At 58.3% G+C, this 17,316-nt stretch carries 15 protein-coding genes and 1 other RNA gene; 14 read left to right on the forward strand and 2 right to left on the reverse strand.

The window, feature by feature from the left end; translation table 11 throughout:
• Positions 1 to 4: 4 nt before the first annotated feature.
• Together QC816_RS04430 and QC816_RS04435 are read right to left on the reverse strand one after the other, a co-directional pair.
• On the reverse strand, positions 5 to 376 hold the full coding sequence (locus tag QC816_RS04430) for a YraN family protein (protein WP_085918005.1): 372 nt from the start codon (positions 374 to 376) through the stop codon (positions 5 to 7).
• A complete protein-coding gene (locus QC816_RS04435; RefSeq protein ID WP_085918006.1) occupies positions 366 to 1,895 on the reverse strand; it encodes a penicillin-binding protein activator in 1,530 nt (509 codons plus the stop codon). The genes QC816_RS04430 and QC816_RS04435 overlap by 11 nt, the downstream gene beginning before the upstream one ends.
• A 110-nt stretch (positions 1,896 to 2,005) precedes the next feature.
• Between QC816_RS04435 and rsmI the strand changes: the two genes are divergently transcribed.
• From rsmI to QC816_RS04505, 14 genes are all read left to right on the forward strand, one after another.
• Entirely contained in the window at positions 2,006 to 2,863 is an 858-nt protein-coding gene (gene rsmI, locus QC816_RS04440) for a 16S rRNA (cytidine(1402)-2'-O)-methyltransferase (protein ID WP_309781167.1), read from the forward strand.
• Between the two features lie 32 nt (positions 2,864 to 2,895).
• Positions 2,896 to 3,254: RNase P RNA component class A (rnpB, locus tag QC816_RS04445), an RNA gene on the forward strand.
• Positions 3,255 to 3,334: 80 nt separating this feature from the next.
• Complete coding sequence (rsmH, locus tag QC816_RS04450) at positions 3,335 to 4,285, forward strand: 16S rRNA (cytosine(1402)-N(4))-methyltransferase RsmH (protein ID WP_199283462.1); 951 nt, start codon at positions 3,335 to 3,337, stop codon at positions 4,283 to 4,285.
• 14 nt (positions 4,286 to 4,299) lie between these two features.
• Complete coding sequence (ftsL, locus tag QC816_RS04455; RefSeq protein WP_085918009.1) at positions 4,300 to 4,635, forward strand: cell division protein FtsL; 336 nt, start codon at positions 4,300 to 4,302, stop codon at positions 4,633 to 4,635.
• Entirely contained in the window at positions 4,632 to 6,338 is a 1,707-nt protein-coding gene (locus tag QC816_RS04460; protein WP_199283461.1) for a peptidoglycan D,D-transpeptidase FtsI family protein, read from the forward strand. Before ftsL ends, QC816_RS04460 begins: the two co-directional genes overlap by 4 nt.
• Positions 6,339 to 6,353: 15 nt before the next feature.
• Positions 6,354 to 7,838 carry a UDP-N-acetylmuramoyl-L-alanyl-D-glutamate--2,6-diaminopimelate ligase gene (locus QC816_RS04465; protein WP_264823284.1) on the forward strand — a complete coding sequence of 495 codons (1,485 nt, stop codon included), beginning with the start codon at positions 6,354 to 6,356 and terminating at the stop codon, positions 7,836 to 7,838.
• Positions 7,839 to 9,197 carry a UDP-N-acetylmuramoyl-tripeptide--D-alanyl-D-alanine ligase gene (locus QC816_RS04470; RefSeq protein ID WP_309781171.1) on the forward strand — a complete coding sequence of 453 codons (1,359 nt, stop codon included), beginning with the start codon at positions 7,839 to 7,841 and terminating at the stop codon, positions 9,195 to 9,197.
• Positions 9,198 to 9,206: 9 nt separating this feature from the next.
• A complete protein-coding gene (gene mraY, locus QC816_RS04475; RefSeq protein WP_085918013.1) occupies positions 9,207 to 10,289 on the forward strand; it encodes a phospho-N-acetylmuramoyl-pentapeptide-transferase in 1,083 nt (360 codons plus the stop codon).
• A 56-nt stretch (positions 10,290 to 10,345) separates the two neighbouring features.
• A complete protein-coding gene (gene murD, locus QC816_RS04480) occupies positions 10,346 to 11,734 on the forward strand; it encodes a UDP-N-acetylmuramoyl-L-alanine--D-glutamate ligase (RefSeq protein WP_085918014.1) in 1,389 nt (462 codons plus the stop codon).
• Positions 11,731 to 12,912 (forward strand): putative lipid II flippase FtsW, encoded by a 1,182-nt coding sequence (gene ftsW / locus QC816_RS04485; protein ID WP_085918015.1) that lies wholly within the window; start codon positions 11,731 to 11,733, stop codon positions 12,910 to 12,912. The genes murD and ftsW overlap by 4 nt, the downstream gene beginning before the upstream one ends.
• Before the next feature lie 20 nt (positions 12,913 to 12,932).
• Complete coding sequence (gene murG, locus QC816_RS04490) at positions 12,933 to 14,027, forward strand: undecaprenyldiphospho-muramoylpentapeptide beta-N-acetylglucosaminyltransferase (protein ID WP_264823282.1); 1,095 nt, start codon at positions 12,933 to 12,935, stop codon at positions 14,025 to 14,027.
• Positions 14,028 to 14,080: 53 nt separating this feature from the next.
• A complete protein-coding gene (gene murC / locus QC816_RS04495; protein WP_264823667.1) occupies positions 14,081 to 15,490 on the forward strand; it encodes a UDP-N-acetylmuramate--L-alanine ligase in 1,410 nt (469 codons plus the stop codon).
• A complete protein-coding gene (locus QC816_RS04500; protein WP_309781177.1) occupies positions 15,487 to 16,428 on the forward strand; it encodes a D-alanine--D-alanine ligase in 942 nt (313 codons plus the stop codon). The genes murC and QC816_RS04500 overlap by 4 nt, the downstream gene beginning before the upstream one ends.
• Positions 16,425 to 17,138 (forward strand): cell division protein FtsQ/DivIB, encoded by a 714-nt coding sequence (locus QC816_RS04505; protein WP_309781179.1) that lies wholly within the window; start codon positions 16,425 to 16,427, stop codon positions 17,136 to 17,138. Before QC816_RS04500 ends, QC816_RS04505 begins: the two co-directional genes overlap by 4 nt.
• Positions 17,139 to 17,316 lie beyond the last annotated feature (178 nt).

Raw genomic sequence — 17,316 nt, forward strand, 5'->3', positions numbered from 1 at the left:
CGATTCAAAAGGCATCAAAAGCGGCTTTTACCCACTCGACTTCCATCTGAGGGGGCATGCCGGTCATGGCGATAACATCAAAACGACACGCTGACGGGTGTCGCCTGGAGGCCAAATAAAGGCGTGCGGCCCGGATAAGCCGCTGCTGTTTCTGAGCCGTTACGGACTCGAGAGGATGCCCGTAGCGGCTCGATTTGCGATGTTTGACCTCTACAAAAACCAGAATATCCGCATCTTCCATGATCAGGTCAAGCTCACCGCCTTTAACATGGTGATTACTGGCGATTAAGCGCAGTCCCTGCTGCTGCAGCCATTGCGCGGCAAGCTGCTCAATGGCTTGCCCGCGCGCTCGTGCCGTCTTCGAGCTAGTCGTCATCGCTTGCGTCGTTGTCTTCTTCATTGCTCATCAAGCCCGGGATTAAAATCGGCACAGGTGTCCCGTTCTGGAACTTGGCCCAGGGCAGCTCGCGATAGATCCTGCCGTCACCGGTGAGAAACAGCTTGCCTGTGCTGCCATCAAAGCCTTCCAGTGCAGAAAAATCAGACAGGCTTGTGGCAATTTCATAGGCATCGACACCCATGGCCATTAATCGGAACATCGAGGCATCGGGCTCTTCCCGGAGGCGCTGGTAGCTGTCGTAGAAAGGCAGTACTTCTTCACCACCCACGGCGGCATCAGGAATTTGCCAGGGAATGTCCATGAACATGACGTCATTGAGGTCCTGGTCAAGGCGCGTCTGACCCCGTCCTTCGTGAAGGTGGGAAGTGGCATAGATGGGAAGATCGGGCGCGTAGTAGTAATCCATGGTGGGCGGCACCTGGCGAGCATAGTCAGGTAGCGCGAGTAGGAAGAGGGCATCAATATCATTCAACTGGGCGCGCTCACCGCGAACGTTCAAGGCTGTCTTTACCGCATCAGAAACCGGATTGTCAGGGTTGTAGCGCACTGCATTGCTGATATCGCCTCCCTGGCGATGCCACTCGTTCCAGAAAGCTTCGCCGACGCGCTGCCCCCAGTTGTTATCGGGTACCATAAGTGCCATTTGGCGGTGGCCATCCTGCCAAGCGCGGCGTGCGGCCTGACGCGCTTCATCTTCAGCCGAGAGGCCGTATTGGAAAAGCCGCTTGGCTTGATTGCGATCGCCACTCCCGTAGTTGAGGGCCAATGTCGGCACGGGAACACTGTCGCGCTGTTCAAGCTGAGTGACCAGTTCCTTGTCCAGCGGCCCAATCATCACCTGGGTGTTCATCTGCTGGGCGCGATCATAAAGCTCGTTGAGCGAGTACTGCGAAGCATCCAGGAAGCTCAGTTGTACATTGTCGCCGGTGATGTCGTGATGGCGGCGCATGGCGGAGGCAATGGTCTCGGCGACGCTGCTGAGCGCGCCGGATTCGGGGAGTGCCACGACGATACGGTTGATCGTTTCGCCTTCGAGTTCAGGCAGTGCAAAGCGTTCCGGATCGGGTTTGTCGAGCGCTTCGCGAGCCCAGCGCTGGCGGTCTTCAAGCGTGCGCTGCTGGTCGGCCTGCATCGGCAACTCGTCATCAAGCACCTGGGTGGCGCGCAAGACGCTGTCAGGTGCATTGAGTGCGCGGGCTAACTCGGAAAAAAGGAGTGCCCAGCGAACCCGGTTTGCTTCGGACAGCGCTTGTTCGTCAATGTTGTCAGCCGCCTCAAAGGCATTTTCGCGTTGGCCCTGGCGGGCAAAAATATTGGCCGCCTCTAGGCGCGTTCTGGCTGCTTCTTCCGGGGCCTGTTCTTCCGCCTGGCTAAGCAGGCGACCAGGGTCCTCGTCGGGTACTCGATCAACGACGCCGGGGGGCTGTGTCGCACAGCCCGCAACGAAAAGCGCCATGAGCGTAGCGGCAAGAAAGCCACGTAATGACTGTTTCATGTATCCTTCCTTAGTTTCCATTTGCGCCGTCGCTGCTTGTCAACGATTTGGCGACTATTGCACAAGCATAGCGTACCGAGGGGCAAGCCATTGACGAATTGGGAGTCACGATGACACATACACCGCCGGGTACATTGTACGTGGTCGCCACGCCGATTGGGAATTTGGATGATCTTTCTGCCCGCGCCGTGCGACTGCTGGGTGAGGTGGCCCGCGTTGCCGCTGAGGATACTCGTCACAGCGCCCGCTTGCTGTCGCATCTGGGCTTGAATAAGCCGATGGTATCGTTGCACGAGCACAATGAAGCGCGACAGGTCGATAGCCTGGATCGCTACCTTGAAGCGGGGGAGGATATTGCCTTGATCAGCGACGCCGGGACACCGCTGATCAGCGACCCGGGGTTCGTATTGGTGCGTGAACTGCGCGCGCGTAATCGTCATATTGTGCCGATACCTGGCCCCTGCGCACTGATTACCGCGTTGTCTGCAGCCGGCTTGCCTACCGATCGCTTTGTATTTGGCGGGTTTCTGCCTGCTAAGCCCGGCGCGAGACGACAGGCGCTGGAGGCTTGGAAGGTGCGCGAGGAGACGCTGGTATTTTACGAATCCCCGCATCGTATCGTTCATACCCTGGAGGCCTTGCATGAACAGCTGGAAGGCCGCGAGGTCGTCCTGGCTCGCGAGCTGACCAAAACCTTCGAGACATTTCTGCACGGTACGCCGTCGTCGTTGCTGGCGCAGTTGTCCAGCGATCCGAATCAGGCGCGCGGCGAGTTTGTCGTGATCGTCGCAGGTTCGCCGCCGGTAGCGCAAAGTGAGCAGCAGGCGATTGACGCCGACACCCTGCTTGAGACGTTGCTAGCAGAAGGCGTTGGTGTCAAACAGGCGGCAAGTGTTGCTGCCCGCCTGTTCGGCGGTCGTAAGCAAACCTGGTATGCCCGCTTGCAAGGCATGAAAGGCGAGCATTGAGGCGAACGTTGGGCACTGGTATGCTTGCCGCCGGAGTTGGCCAGACAGTCGCCGCTAATGCCCCTCAAAAGGTGTTGGGGGAGGAAAGTCCGGGCTCCATAGGGCAGAGTGCCAGGTAACGCCTGGGCGGCGTGAGCCGATGGAAAGTGCAGCAGAGAGTAGACCGCCTAAGCCCTTCGGGGCCGGTAAGGGTGAAAGGGTGCGGTAAGAGCGCACCGCGCGCCTGGCAACAGTGCGTGGCAAGGTAAACCCCACTCGGAGCAAGACCAAATAGGGACCCAATGGCGTGGCCCGCGCTGGGTCCGGGTAGGTTGCTTGAGCGCTGTGGTAACGCAGTGCCTAGAGGAATGACTGTCCACGACAGAACCCGGCTTATCGGCCGACTCCCCATTCATCGGGGCATGCCCAGGCATGCCCCTCATTCTCCTGTGAGTGTACTGTCTGTGACCTGGACTACCTGTGAGCTTTACCATGCCGTCATCTGATCAGGCTAGCGCTCCATTCGAGCATACCAGTGTGCTACTGGACGGCGCTGTCGATGTCCTCGTTCATCAACCTGATGGCATATACCTTGATGGCACCTTTGGCCGTGGCGGCCATTCCCGGGTCATTTTGTCGCGCTTGAATGAGCTAGGTCGCTTGATTGCCCTCGACCGGGATCCTCAAGCCGTGTCGGCGGCGGCAGATATCGCCGATTCACGATTTACCATGGTACAGCGCGACTTTGCCCGGCTGGGCGATGTTGCCCGCGAGCAGGGTGTGCACGGCAAGCTTGCCGGGGTCTTGCTCGATGTTGGCGTGTCATCGCCACAGCTTGATGACCCTGAGCGGGGTTTCAGCTTTATGCGCAATGGCCCCCTGGATATGCGTATGGATCCCGGTCAAGGGGAAAGCGCCGCGGAATTTCTTGCTCACGCCAGTGAAGCCACTATCGCGCACGTATTCAAAGCCTATGGCGAAGAACGCTTTGGAAAACGGCTTGCGCGGGCGGTCGTCAATAGGCGGGCCGAGGCGCCATTTACGCATACGGTGGACTTGGCCGACGTACTGAAAGCTGCCCATCCGGCATGGGAAAAAGGCCGTCATCCGGCCACCAAGGCATTTCAGGGCCTGCGGATTTATTTAAACGGCGAGTTGGAACAGTTGGATGCCGCGCTTGAGGCTGCCCTCGAGGCCTTGGCGCCGGGGGGGCATTTGGTGGTCATTAGCTTCCATTCGCTCGAGGATCGCCGGGTCAAGCGTTTTATTCGCCATCATGTGCGAGGCGATACACATCTACCCAAGGGCGTGCCGATTCGTGATGACCAGTTGAGTCGTCGTCTCGAGGCGTTGGGTAAAGGAAAACGGCCGAGCGATGCCGAAGTGGCCGAGAACCCGCGTGCCCGAAGTGCGGTCATGCGTGCTGCGCGCAAACGAGAGTGATCACGGATGTCAGTATGAGTTTGGAGCAACTTGATCGGTGGTGGTCTTCTTTGCAGGCCGGATGGCCGTTTTCTTTACGTCTGCGGCCCTGGCCAGTGGCTCTTAGCCTGCTTTTTTTAGCCTGCCTGGCAACGGCTTTTTGCGTCGTCGTGACCACCCATGCGACCCGGGGGCAGTACGCTCAGCTACAGCAACTAGAGCAAGAGCGGAACCAGTTGAACACTGAATGGGGTCAGCTACTGCTGGAGGAAGGCGCGTGGTCAACGCCTGCGCGCATAGAGCAGATTGCCACACAGCGTCTGGGGATGCGTATTCCCGATGTTGATGACGTTGAGGTAATTCGGCCATGAGCACTCAGCGCCGGGGCGTCAGTTCACGCCAAGCGCCTGTCGCTCCTCCGCTGCCGGGTGGGCGGTTTTTCTTTGTCATGCTGCTTATTGTCCTGGCGTCCGCGATCCTGATAGGGCGGATTACCTTGCTGCAGGTGATCGACCGACCTTTTCTGCAAAGCCAGGGGGATGCGCGTACGCTGCGTAATGAGGTCATCCCTGCCCACCGGGGGATGATTACTGATCGCAATGGCGAGCCGCTGGCGATCTCCACGCCAGTAGTTACGCTTTGGGCGAACCCCCAGGAACTACCCGACGATGCGATTCAGCGTATCGTCCTGGCCCAGGCACTGGGTATGTCGCTGGAGTCGTTTGAGGCTCGAGTGGCGCGCTATAGCGAGCATGAGTTCATGTACCTGCGTCGCCAAATGACGCCTGAAGCCGCTCAACGTATCCTCGATTTGCGCACACCAGGGGTCTACCCCCAGCGGGAATACAAGCGTTACTACCCCGCAGGTGAAGTGGCGGCACAGCTGCTTGGCGTGACCAACGTTGATGATGTCGGACAGGAAGGGCTTGAGCTTGCCTACCAGCCTCACCTGGCCGGTCGTCCGGGGCAGCGACGCATTATCAAGGATCGTCGTGGCCGACTGGTCAGGGAGCTGGATGTTATCCGTGAAGCTCAGCCGGGTGGCGATTTGACCCTCTCAATTGATCAGCGATTGCAGTACATGGCCTACCGGGAACTCCGGTCAGCGGTCGTTGAAAACAAGGCGGATGGTGGTGTTCTGGTCATGATGGATGCCCGCAGTGGTGAAGTGCTGGCCATGGCCAATCTACCCTCCTATAACCCGAATAATCGGGCAGGGCTAGACCCCCGCGGGCTGCGCAACCAGGCGTTGGTCGATGTTTTCGAGCCCGGCTCGGTAATGAAACCGCTGGCGATGTCGGCGGTGTTGGAAAACGAGGGCTTTGATCGCGATACCATTGTGGACACGTCACCGGGCTGGATGCGGATCGACGAGTACACGATCCGCGATTTTCGGAATTACGGTGAGCTGGATCTAGCGGGCATTCTCGAAAAGTCCTCCAATATTGGCATGTCGCATCTTGCCCTTGAGCTTGATGACACGGAGATCTGGGAAAAGTATCGGCAGCTTGGCCTTGGCCAAAGTACGGAAACGGGATTCCCCGGTGAAGCCACCGGCCACTTGCCCTCACCGATACGCCTGTCGCGCAGCGAGCGGGCCGCTCTGTCCTATGGCTACGGCCTGTCGGTTTCAGCCGTTCAGTTGGCGAGTGCTTATACAGCGCTTGCCAATGACGGCAAACGTTTGCCGCCCTCGCTGCTGCGTCTTTCTGAGTCACCTCAAGGCATCCCTGCCATAGAGCCCCGGGTTGCTAATGACTTGCTGGATATTCTGGAAAGCTCGGTCGCCGCTTATACGGGTGGCCGACGAGCTCGGGTTGAAGGTTATCGTGTAGGTGGTAAGACCGGGACGGTTCGTAAATCCGGCCAGGGGGGATATGCAAAAGACGCTTACCGTAGTGTGTTTGCCGGGATTGCCCCGATCTCGGATCCGCGCATCGTGACGGTGGTCATGATCGACCATCCCAAGGCAGGCGAATTCTATGGGGGTGCCGTGGCAGCGCCGGTATTCTCAAGTGTGACAGGTAATGCGCTAAGGTTATTGGACGTGCCTCCTGATAGAGAGGCGGACTAGTGGGAAGGAGATTGCATGACGCTCAGCCCGAATGAGGTGATACAAGCGCTCACCAAGGTGTGGCCAGCCGGTGGGCTGCCCGCCTCGCTGCCATCGTTGTCCGACAATATCAATATTACCAGCGATTCTCGCCAGATCGGCCCTGGCGATATTTTTGTGGCCGTTCCAGGTGGACGGCTAGACGGTCGCGATTTTATTGATAGCGCCCTTGAAGCAGGTGCGGGCCTGGTGCTTGCACATGCAAGCGATGGTGAGATCACGCTCAATGGCCGTGTTCTGCAGTTACCTTATCTGACGCGACGGCTTGGGGAGCTTGGGCGTGCGCTTTTTCAATTGCCTCAGGGCCCTGAAGTCATCGGGGTCACGGGAACTAATGGGAAAAGCTCGGTGACGCACTACATTGCCGCGTTAAGCGATGCACTGGGTACACCGGCTGGCGTCATCGGCACCTTGGGCGTAGGCCGGTTGGGCGCGCTGAGCGATACCGGGCTGACAACGCCCGGCGCACTTGCCATGCATGCGGCGCTGGGCGGGTTGGCTCGTCAAGGTGTCAAGCGTGTGGCGCTGGAAGTGTCATCCCATGCCCTTGATCAATCGCGGCTGGATAGCGTTGATATCACGACCGGCGTGTTCACCAATTTGAGCCGTGATCATCTGGATTATCACGGCAGTATGGCTGCCTATGCGGCTGCCAAGGCCAAGTTATTCAGACGTACTGAGCTTGCCCTTGCCGTGATGAACGGTGATGACCCGCTCGTTCGTCTGATGTTGGCCGGCTGCGATAGCCATGTGCGCGTCCTGGCGACAGGCACAGAAGAGGCCGTCACGCTGCGCGTGGTGGGCTGGAATCCGCATAGTGAAGGCCAGCAGGCACTGATCGCCACGCCGGATGGTGAAAAAACGCTGTCGCTGTCACTGATGGGGCGCTTTAATCTGGATAACGTGCTGCTGGCCATGGCAACGCTATACGGTTTGGGCGAGTCACTGGATTCACTGTTTGAGGCGGCAGAGTCGCTTAGCCCGGTGCCGGGACGCATGGAGTGCTACCGCCAGGCAGGCTCTCCCAGTGTGGTGATCGATTATGCCCATACGCCGGATGCGCTTGATAATGCACTGCGTGCCCTTGATGGGCATGCGGGCAAATTATGGTGCGTGTTCGGCTGTGGCGGTGAACGTGATACCGGCAAGCGCGCCGAGATGGCGCGTGTGGCAGAAGCGCATGCGGATGGCGTGATCGTGACCGATGATAATCCCCGGGGTGAGTCTGCCGACAGTATACGCGCCGACATTCTGGCAGGCTTCACTCAGAAGGCTCAGCCGTTGGAAATAGCCGAGCGAGGCGAGGCGATTGCTTATGCGGTCCGTCACGCCAACCCTGATGATGTCATTCTGGTGGCGGGTAAAGGTCACGAGCCCTATCAGGAAATCAAAGGGGTGCGTTACCCCTACCATGATGGTGAGGCCGTACAGTCCGCACTGGCCGCTCGGGAGGCGCTCTAGATGGACTGGACCCTCGGTCACGTGGCGGCGGCGCTCGCTGTTGAAGTGCCGCCATCCTTGGCGGACATGCCCATCAGTACTGTCGTCACCGATACACGCAAGATGGTGGCGGGAGGGCTCTTTGTCGCCCTCAAGGGGCCACGGTTTGACGGTCATGATCTATTGGCCGAGGCACAGCAGGCGGGGGCGGCTGCGGCTGTGGTGCAAACGCCAGTGAAGAGTCCGCTGCCACAATTGGTGTGTCCTGATACTCGTCTGGGGTTGGGGCTGCTGTCAGCCGCCGTGCGCGAAGCCTGGCAAGGCCCGCTGGTAGCGGTGACCGGCAACAGCGGCAAAACTACGGTAAAAGACATGACGGCCGCCTTGCTGGCACCGCTGGGCGCGGTTCATTCCACCCAGGGGAACCTCAACAATGACATTGGGGCGCCGTTAACCTTGCTGGCGTTGACGCCAGGGCACCAGGCGGCGGTAGTCGAGTTGGGGGCCAATCATCTGGGGGAAATTGCCTGGACGACGAGTCTGGCTCGGCCTCAGGTCGCCGTTATTACCAATGTGACCGGTGCTCATGTCGGCGAGTTCGGCGGTATGGGGCAGATTGCCCAGGCCAAGGGCGAAGTGCTGAGCGGTTTGGCGGACGATGGCGTGGCGGTTCTAAATCGCGACGATCACTATTATGCCTACTGGGCGGCCTGTGCTGCGCCGCGTCGTGTCATCAGCTTCAGCATCAAGGCACCGGCCGATATCTGGGCCGAAGCGCTTTCCTGTGACTCCCAAGGGCGTTATGCTTTCACGCTTAACTATCAAGGCCAATCCCTTGGGCGGGTGCATTTACCGCTGCTGGGCAAGCATAATGTGAGTAATGCGCTTGCGGCGGCGGCGGCGGCGCTCTCCCTGGGCGTGTCGTCGGCGCAGGTGATCGAGCGTCTGGCGTGCTTGTCCGCACTGCCTAACCGGCTGGGTGTGCTACCCGGCTTACGTGGGGCAAACGTGCTTGATGATAGCTATAACGCCAACCCTGGCGCTGTAAAAGCCGCGCTGGATACGTTGATGAGCCTTCCTGGGCCACGTTGGTGTGCCTTGGGGGCAATGGGGGAGCTGGGTAGCGACTCCAACGCTTTGCATGCTGATATCGGCCGGTATGCGGCCCAGTTGGGTGTTGATCTTCTGTTAACGCTGGGGGAAGTGGCCAAGCCGGCCAGCGATGCCTTTGATGGTGGGTTGAATTTTAATGATCACGCGACGCTTGTGCGTCATCTTCATAATACGTTGCCGCCCAATGCCAGCCTGCTGGTAAAAGGGTCGCGCAGCGCAGGCATGGAACAAGTTGTCACCGCCCTGCGCACGGATAAGATAAGGTAAACGCCGTTCATGTTACTTCACTTGGCGAATTTTCTGTCGCAGTATCAATCTGCCTTTCAAGTCTTTAACTATTTAACCTTACGGGTGATTTTAGCCGCCCTGACAGCCTTGTTTCTGTGCTTATGGCTAGGGCCCTGGGTGATAAGGCGGCTGGTCGAAGGGCAAATTGGCCAGGCCGTGCGTGATGACGGTCCGCAATCACACCTCTCAAAAGCCGGCACGCCGACCATGGGAGGGGCGATGATTCTGATGGCCATGGCCATCAGCACCTTGATGTGGGGGGACCTGACCAATCACTACGTATGGGTCGTGCTAGGCGTGACACTGGGGTTTGGCGCGATTGGCTGGATAGATGATTACCGCAAGGTGGTCGAGAAAAATCCTCGGGGTTTACCGGCACGCTGGAAATATTTCTGGCAATCAGTGGTCGGCTTGAGTGCGGCACTGATTCTTTACTTTACCGCAGCCTCGGCGGTCGAGACCAGCTTGTTGATACCGACGTTGAAAGACGTCGCGATTCCTCTGGGTGTTTTTTATATCCTGCTAACCTATCTGGTGATTGTCGGTAGCTCCAATGCCGTCAACCTGACCGATGGCCTGGATGGCCTGGCTATCATGCCGACGGTGCTGGTGGCGATGGGGCTGGCGATTTTTGCCTATGCCAGCGGCAACGCACTTTTCGCTGATTATCTGCATATCCCGTTTATTCTGGGCACCGGAGAGCTGGCTGTTTTTTGCGCCACGATAGCGGGCGCTGGATTGGGTTTTCTTTGGTTCAATACCTACCCTGCACAAGTCTTTATGGGCGACGTGGGAGCGCTCGCACTGGGCGCTGCGCTTGGCGTCGTCGCCGTTATTGTCCGCCAGGAAATCGTGTTGTTCATCATGGGCGGTATTTTCGTTCTGGAGACCGTCTCGGTCATTTTGCAGGTTGGTTCCTACAAGCTTACTGGACGCCGGATTTTCCGAATGGCGCCTCTACATCACCACTATGAGCTGAAAGGCTGGCCAGAGCCGCGGGTGATCGTGCGCTTCTGGATCATTACCGTGGTACTGGTGTTGCTGGGTCTAGCCACGCTGAAAGTCCGTTAAGTTTTTTCATTTTCAATGCGGCCGGGCCAGACATGGGTCGGTGTGAGGGAGCCGGGATGGTTCATGTTCCACCAGGAATAACGCTCGTCGTGGGGCTGGGAATCTCGGGGCGGGCGATATGTCGCCACTTGGCGCGACAGGGCGTGTCGTTCATGGTGGCGGACACCCGCGAGGAACCACCTGAAATGGCTGCGTTCCACAGCGCCCATCCTGACGTGGTCGTTCATTGCGGCCCCCTCGAGGTCCTGGATATTGACGCGGTGGAAGAAGTCGTGGTGAGCCCGGGTGTCGACCCCCATCATCCGACCTTAGCGCCGCTGGCGGCGCAGATGAACCCCCGTACTGGCGAGCCCCGGCTGGTCGGCGAAATGGCCCTTTTTGTGCGTGCAGCATCTGCCCCCATTGCCGCGATTACCGGCTCGAATGCCAAGTCAAGCGTGACAACCCTGCTCGGGCAGATGGCCCAGGTGTCAGGTGTCAACGCCGCTGTTGGCGGTAATCTCGGCACCCCGGCACTGGATCTATTGGCGCAACAGCCTGACGCTGAGCTATTCATCCTTGAGCTTTCCAGTTTTCAGCTCGAAACCACCCCCCGCCTTGGGGCGGCGGTAGCCGCCTTTTTAAATTTATCGGAAGATCACCTGGACCGACATGGCGATATGCAAGGCTATTGTCGTGCCAAGCAAGCCATTTTTCACGGTGCCCAGCATGCTGTTGTCAATGCCGATGATCCCATGACGTTTCCCAACGAGCCGGTTGCCACGCTGACTCGCTTTGGCAATCAGGCGCCAGGCAGTCGTGATTTTGGGTTGGCGATAGAGCAGGGGCAGTTAACCCTGATGAAGGGGAAAGCGCCTTGGCTTGCCGCCGATCAATTGGCGATGGTAGGCCAGCATCATTACGTTAACGGGTTGGCCGCCCTGGCCATGGGGGACGCATTGGGGTTTGATCAAACGGCCATGTGCGAGGCATTAAAGGGCTTTAAGGGATTGCCCCATCGCAGCGAGCTAATCGTTGAACTCGACGGCGTTAAATGGGTGAACGATAGCAAGGGTACCAATGTGGGAGCGACCCTTGCGGCCATTGAAGGCATTAGCGCCAGCTTAACAGGTCGGTTGATATTGCTGGCAGGCGGGGTGGGGAAGGGGGCCGATTTTTCTCCCCTGGCGGCGCCATTAAGCGCCAGCGCACGCTGCGTTATCTTGTTCGGCCAAGATGCATTGCGGCTGGATGAGGCGTTGGCTGACCACGTCGAGACGCGTCTGGTGGAAGGGCTGGAGCATGCCATGCAAGAAGCATATGCGCTTGCGAAACCCGGTGATTGTGTGCTGCTGTCGCCGGCCTGTGCGAGTCTGGACCAATTCGTCAATTACCAGGCAAGAGGCGATGCCTTTCGTCAATGGGTAGAGCAAAAGGCACGATTCTCCAGCGAGGCAACGTCATGAAGCGATTCCAGGATCTACGCCAAAAACTGTCTACCCAAGGGGCGCCCTGTGACGTCTGGTTGATCGTGGTGGCGGTGGCGCTAGCGGGTTTCGGCTGGGTGATGGTGAGTTCGGCCTCTATCGGGTTGGTCGATGACAGCTATCACTATGCACAGCAGCATGGTGTGTTCTTGCTGCTCGGCATAGCGGCATGCCTGGTGATGTTGTGTCTTCCGCTGGAGGTCTGGCGTCAAAACGCCAGTCTGATTCTGCTTGTCAATATTTTCCTTCTGACACTGGTTCTGTTCATCGGTCAGGAAATCAACGGCAGCAAACGCTGGATTGCACTGCCCGGCCCATTGCCTAGCCTGCAGGTATCCGAGCTCGCCAAGATTGGCTTGATTCTTTATATGGCAGCTTTCATGTCACGCTTTGCTTACGACCTCAGACGCAAGCCATTCAGCATATGGCGGCCACTGGCCGTATTGGCCGTGCCGGCCGGGCTGTTATTTTTAGCGCCCGATTTTGGCGGTATGGTGGTATTTGCAGCGTGCGTGATTGGTATGCTGATGATGGCGGGGGCGTCGCTAACTTTATTGATTGGTAGTGGCAGCCTGTTGGCGACGGGTGCGGTGATGATGGTGGCGCTTGAACCCTACCGGCTGGCTCGCTGGACCAGTTTTTTGGACCCATGGGCCGATCAGTTCGCGACGGGGTATCAGCTGACCCAGGCACTGATTGCCTTTGGCCGTGGTCATGTCACCGGTACCGGGCTTGGCAACAGCGTGCAGAAGTTGCATTACCTCCCCGAGGCGCATACCGATTTTATTTTTGCAGTGGTCGCCGAAGAGTTGGGGATGTTGGGCGCCATCACAGTGGTGGTGTTATTTACGCTGTTGATTGCCCGGGCCATGTTGGTAGGGCGTCGAGCTGAGCTGTCAGGGCATCTGTTTGGCGCTTATGTCAGCTATGGTATTGGTTTCATTATTGCGGCTCAGGCGTTTATCAACATGGCGGTAAGCTCTGGACTGCTGCCAACCAAAGGATTGACGCTACCACTGATGAGCTATGGCGGTTCCAGCTTGCTGGTGACCGGCGTCATGATCGGTTTGTTGTTGCGCACCGATGTGGAAACGCGCCAACAGCCAAAACGTGCCTCGACGCCCTATCGCCCGCGTCGTGAACCACGCCTCTCATAATCAAGCTTAAGGAGTTGCCTGTGACACAGCCAGCGCGCCGAGCGCTCATCATGGCAGGAGGAACCGGGGGCCACGTGATGCCTGCTTTATCGTTGGCGCGCGCTCTGATGGCTCAGGGTGTCGAAGTTGAGTGGCTGGGTAGTCCGAAAGGCATTGAAAACCGGCTGGTGCCCGACGCGGGTATCACTCTGCATACCATTGCTATTTCAGGGCTGCGCGGTAATGGTCTGACAGGCTGGCTGAAGGCACCTTTGAACCTGAGCCGCGCGGTACGTCAGTCCCGCCGTGTCATGGCAGCATTCAAACCTCAGGTTGTGGTTGGGTTGGGTGGTTTTGCCAGTGGTCCTGGCGGCCTGGCCGCCAGGACATTGGGCATTCCGCTGGTGATTCATGAGCAGAACGCGGTGGCGGGATTGACGAACAGGGTGTTGTCGCGCCTGGCTACCCGCACCTATGCGGCTTTTCCGCAGGCCTTTGGCCAACGGGCGGAAGTGATTGGCAATCCGGTCCGCGAGGAGATTGCCTCCTTGGGCGATCATCCGCGCGATTCGGCGACCATGACAGACCGTCCTCTACGCCTGTTGGTCGTCGGTGGTTCACTGGGCGCTGTTGCCCTTAACGAGCGACTACCCGAAGCGGTCGCCCGTCTGGCGGCTGCGCAGCGGCCGGCTATATGGCATCAGGCCGGCAAGGCGCGTGATGCTGATACCGCGGCTCTGTATGCCGAGCAGGACGTCGAGGCGCGTGTAGAACCATTTATTGATGACATGGCGGCGGCTTATGACTGGGCCGATCTAGTGGTTTGCCGTGCCGGGGCATTGACCGTTGCGGAGCTGGCGGCAGCGGCCAAGCCAGCCTTGCTGGTGCCTTTCCCTTTCGCGGTAGATGATCACCAACGCGTCAATGCCCAGGTGCTTGTCGAGGCAAAGGCGGCACTGTGCATCGTTCAGTCCGAGCTGACCGCCGAGCGCCTTAGCCATGAATTGGCAAATTTATTAACGCCTGACACCCTGGCGGCGATGGCCGCTAATGCACGCCAGGCTGCCTACTTGGAAGCAACCCAGCGCCTGGCCGACGGGTGTCTGGCTGTGATACCGCAAGGAGAGACTGTGTGACCCACTCTGTAACCAAGGCGGCATCAGCAACGACCGCCCCCACTGGTCGCGGCATGCGCCGCATTCGGCGCATTCATTTTGTTGGCATCGGCGGTGCAGGTATGTGTGGCATCGCGGAGGTGCTAGCCAACCAGGGCTACGCTGTCAGCGGCAGCGATTTGAAACCTTCGCCCGTTACCGAGCGTTTGAGCCAGTGTGGTGTCAGTATATCGATCGGTCACGCTGAGGCACACGTGTCGGGGGCGGATGTCGTGGTGGTATCGAGCGCCATCGATCCGACGAATCCAGAAATTCGCTGGGCCAACGATCACCGCGTACCGGTGGTGCGCCGCGCTGAAATGCTCGCCGAACTGATGCGCTTTCGCCACGGCATCGCGGTGGCCGGTACCCATGGCAAAACCACGACCACCAGTTTGACGGCAACGATACTGGCCGAGGGCGGCCTTGACCCGACGTTTGTGATCGGTGGCAAGCTGACCAGCGCGGGTGCCAATGCAAGGCTGGGTGAGGGTGATTATCTGGTGGCCGAGGCCGATGAATCCGATGCGTCATTCCTGCACCTGCAGCCCATGGTCTCCATCGTTACCAATATCGATGCCGACCACATGGCAACTTACGGTGGTGACTTCTCGCGTCTTAAAAGCACGTTTGTCGAATTTCTTCATAATTTGCCTTTCTACGGACTGGCGGTGCTTTGCACGGATGATGCCAATGTGCGCGAGCTCTGTGACCAGGTGAAACGTCAGTTCGTCACCTACGGGTTCGACGCGGATGCCGACTACCGAATCACCGATTTTGAGCAGCTAGGGGGCGAGGTATCGTTTACCGCATTGCGTCCAGGTGATGCCGACCCGCTACCCATACGACTGGCCATGCCGGGACGTCACAACGCATTGAACGCGATGGCGGCCATCGTGGTGGCCACCGATGCGGGTGTCAGTGATGAGGCGATCACGCGCGCCCTGGCGAGCTTTGCTGGGGTAGGGCGCCGCTTTCAGGTGCATGGCCATTACCCCAGCCCGACGGGCGGTGACGTCATGCTGGTGGATGATTATGGTCATCATCCTCGAGAAGTGGATATGGTCATTCAGGCGGTTCGGGCGGGATGGCCTGAGCGGCGTTTGGTGATGCTTTATCAGCCGCATCGTTATAGCCGGACGCGCGATTTATACGAGGATTTTGTCCGGGTGCTCTCCCAGGTGGACACGCTCGTGCTGTTGGACGTTTATAGCGCTGGTGAAGCGGTGATTCCCGGGGCAGAAGGCCGTACGCTGGCGGGTTCTATTCGTCAGCGTGGCGAGGTCGATCCGCTATTTGTCGAGCATAAACACGAATTGCCTAACCTGCTAAGTCACGTGCTGCGCCCCGGCGACATTTTGATTACCCAGGGTGCCGGGGATGTCGGCGGTATCTCGCTGCGCCTGGCGCAAGCCCAGTTGGCGTTAAATGAGGTAGACCTGTGAGCGGACTCAACTCTGAACCCCTATCGCTTGAGCGTGTTGTCGTCATCTATGGCGGTCATTCTGCCGAGCGTGAAGTGTCATTGAAGAGCGGCGCCGCGATTATTGCGGCGCTGGAGCGTCAGGGCGTTAATGTCCAGGGTTACGACCCGCGCGAGGGCGGGTTGGTCGGTCTGGAAAAGCTGGCGCCAACCGCCGTTTTTGTCGCGCTGCACGGCCGTGGCGGGGAAGACGGTACGCTGCAAGGGGCGCTTGAGCTATTGGGCATTCCCTATACGGGCAGTGGTGTCCTGGCGTCGGCATTGGGTATGGATAAGCAACGAACCAAGCAGGTATGGCATGCGCTGGCGTTGCCAACGCCGGAAAGCATCATGCTGCATGCAGACTCTGACTGGGCTGGGGTTGTCGCGCAGCTTGGCTTGCCGCTGATCGTCAAACCCGTCCACGAGGGTTCGACGCTTGGCATCAACATTGTCGACGATCAGGTAGCCCTGGAAGCCGCCTATCATGATGCCGCCCGTTTCGACGCGCGGGTCATGGCAGAGCGATTCATCCAAGGCGATGAATACACGGTGAGTCTGTTAGACGATCAGGTGCTCCCCGCCATTCGCGTTGAAGTGCCGGGTGGCTTTTACGACTATGAAGCCAAATATTTAACCGATACGACGCAATATCATCTGCCGTGCGGTCTGTCGCAAGAGGACGAGTCTGCGCTGGCAGCGCTCTGCCAACAGGCATTTGCCGCCGTGGGTGGGCAGGGTTGGGGGCGCGTTGACGTGATGCGTGACAGTGAAGGGCGCTTTTGGTTACTCGAAGTCAATACCGTGCCCGGGATGACCGACCACAGCCTTGTGCCCCAATCGGCTGCCCATGCCGGTATGGATTTTGATCAGTTGGTGATGCGTATCCTGCAAACGGCCGGTCACAAGAGCGCCTCATGAAAAAACGCCAGGCCTGGTTGGGTGCTTTGATGTTGGGTCTGCTGTTGGTGGCAGGTGGACAGGCGCTATGGCTGTGGCTTGATCGCCCCATTGAGCGTGTCTCTATTCGGGGCGACTGGGACTACGTCGATGCTGATTATCTACGGACCCAATTGGCACCTGTCGTTGAGGACACTCAGTGGTTATCTGCTGATCTGGGGGCGTTAAGGCAACAGGCATTGCGCATAGGTTGGTTGAATGAAGTGCGCATAACACGTGAATGGCCCAATGCGCTGGTATTTGAGCTGATTGAACAAACCCCGGTGGCCCGCTGGAATGACGACTTTCTGCTTAACGCAGAAGGCGAAGCCTTTGCATTCGCCCCGATGGAAGCGCCCAGGGGCTTGCCCGATATGGCAGGCCCCGCTGGTAGCAGTAAAGAAGTGTTGGATTATTACCACCAATTAACCCCGCATTTTGCAGGGCTGAATCTACGGTTAACGCAGTTACGATTAGAGCCGCGTGGCGCTTGGCGGTTACAGTTAAATGATAGCACCTGGGTTATGTTGGGGCGTCGTCAACATCAAGTGCGGCTGGCGCGTTTAAGCGCTTCCTGGCAGCGGGAATTGAGTCGTTTAAGCGAACGCATCCGTTATATCGATTTACGCTACCCCAATGGGGTGGCGGTGGCTTGGCACGGAGAAAGTGAATTTGATGTGCAAGAAGAGTAACGCGTCGATGAAACGTCGTTTAACGGTGTAAAGTAAGCAGTCGCTGTCGATGAAAACCGCGCGAATGGGGTTTTATTTCGCTTTGATGGCGACTATTGTGATAATTGACTAGTCGTAATGCGCTGATTGTTTCTATACTATGAGCCAATCGTGAATTATAAATGTTAATATTGCCGAT

It is taken from the genome of Vreelandella janggokensis, assembly GCF_031451615.1.
In the GTDB taxonomy this organism is placed as follows: domain Bacteria; phylum Pseudomonadota; class Gammaproteobacteria; order Pseudomonadales; family Halomonadaceae; genus Vreelandella; species Vreelandella janggokensis.

Excerpts from the sequence above, each read along its gene's own strand:
- QC816_RS04470 (WP_309781171.1), top strand. The coding sequence starts at position 7,839 with ATGGACTGGACCCTCGGTCACGTGGCGGCGGCGCTCGCTGTTGAAGTG.
- mraY (WP_085918013.1), top strand. The coding sequence starts at position 9,207 with ATGTTACTTCACTTGGCGAATTTTCTGTCGCAGTATCAATCTGCCTTT.
- QC816_RS04435 (WP_085918006.1), bottom strand. The coding sequence starts at position 1,895 with ATGAAACAGTCATTACGTGGCTTTCTTGCCGCTACGCTCATGGCGCTT.
- ftsW (WP_085918015.1), top strand. The coding sequence starts at position 11,731 with ATGAAGCGATTCCAGGATCTACGCCAAAAACTGTCTACCCAAGGGGCG.
- QC816_RS04465 (WP_264823284.1), top strand. The coding sequence starts at position 6,354 with ATGACGCTCAGCCCGAATGAGGTGATACAAGCGCTCACCAAGGTGTGG.
- QC816_RS04460 (WP_199283461.1), top strand. The coding sequence starts at position 4,632 with ATGAGCACTCAGCGCCGGGGCGTCAGTTCACGCCAAGCGCCTGTCGCT.
- QC816_RS04430 (WP_085918005.1), bottom strand. The coding sequence starts at position 376 with ATGACGACTAGCTCGAAGACGGCACGAGCGCGCGGGCAAGCCATTGAG.
- murD (WP_085918014.1), top strand. The coding sequence starts at position 10,346 with ATGGTTCATGTTCCACCAGGAATAACGCTCGTCGTGGGGCTGGGAATC.
- rsmH (WP_199283462.1), top strand. The coding sequence starts at position 3,335 with ATGCCGTCATCTGATCAGGCTAGCGCTCCATTCGAGCATACCAGTGTG.
- murC (WP_264823667.1), top strand. The coding sequence starts at position 14,081 with ATGCGCCGCATTCGGCGCATTCATTTTGTTGGCATCGGCGGTGCAGGT.
- QC816_RS04505 (WP_309781179.1), top strand. The coding sequence starts at position 16,425 with ATGAAAAAACGCCAGGCCTGGTTGGGTGCTTTGATGTTGGGTCTGCTG.
- rsmI (WP_309781167.1), top strand. The coding sequence starts at position 2,006 with ATGACACATACACCGCCGGGTACATTGTACGTGGTCGCCACGCCGATT.
- ftsL (WP_085918009.1), top strand. The coding sequence starts at position 4,300 with ATGAGTTTGGAGCAACTTGATCGGTGGTGGTCTTCTTTGCAGGCCGGA.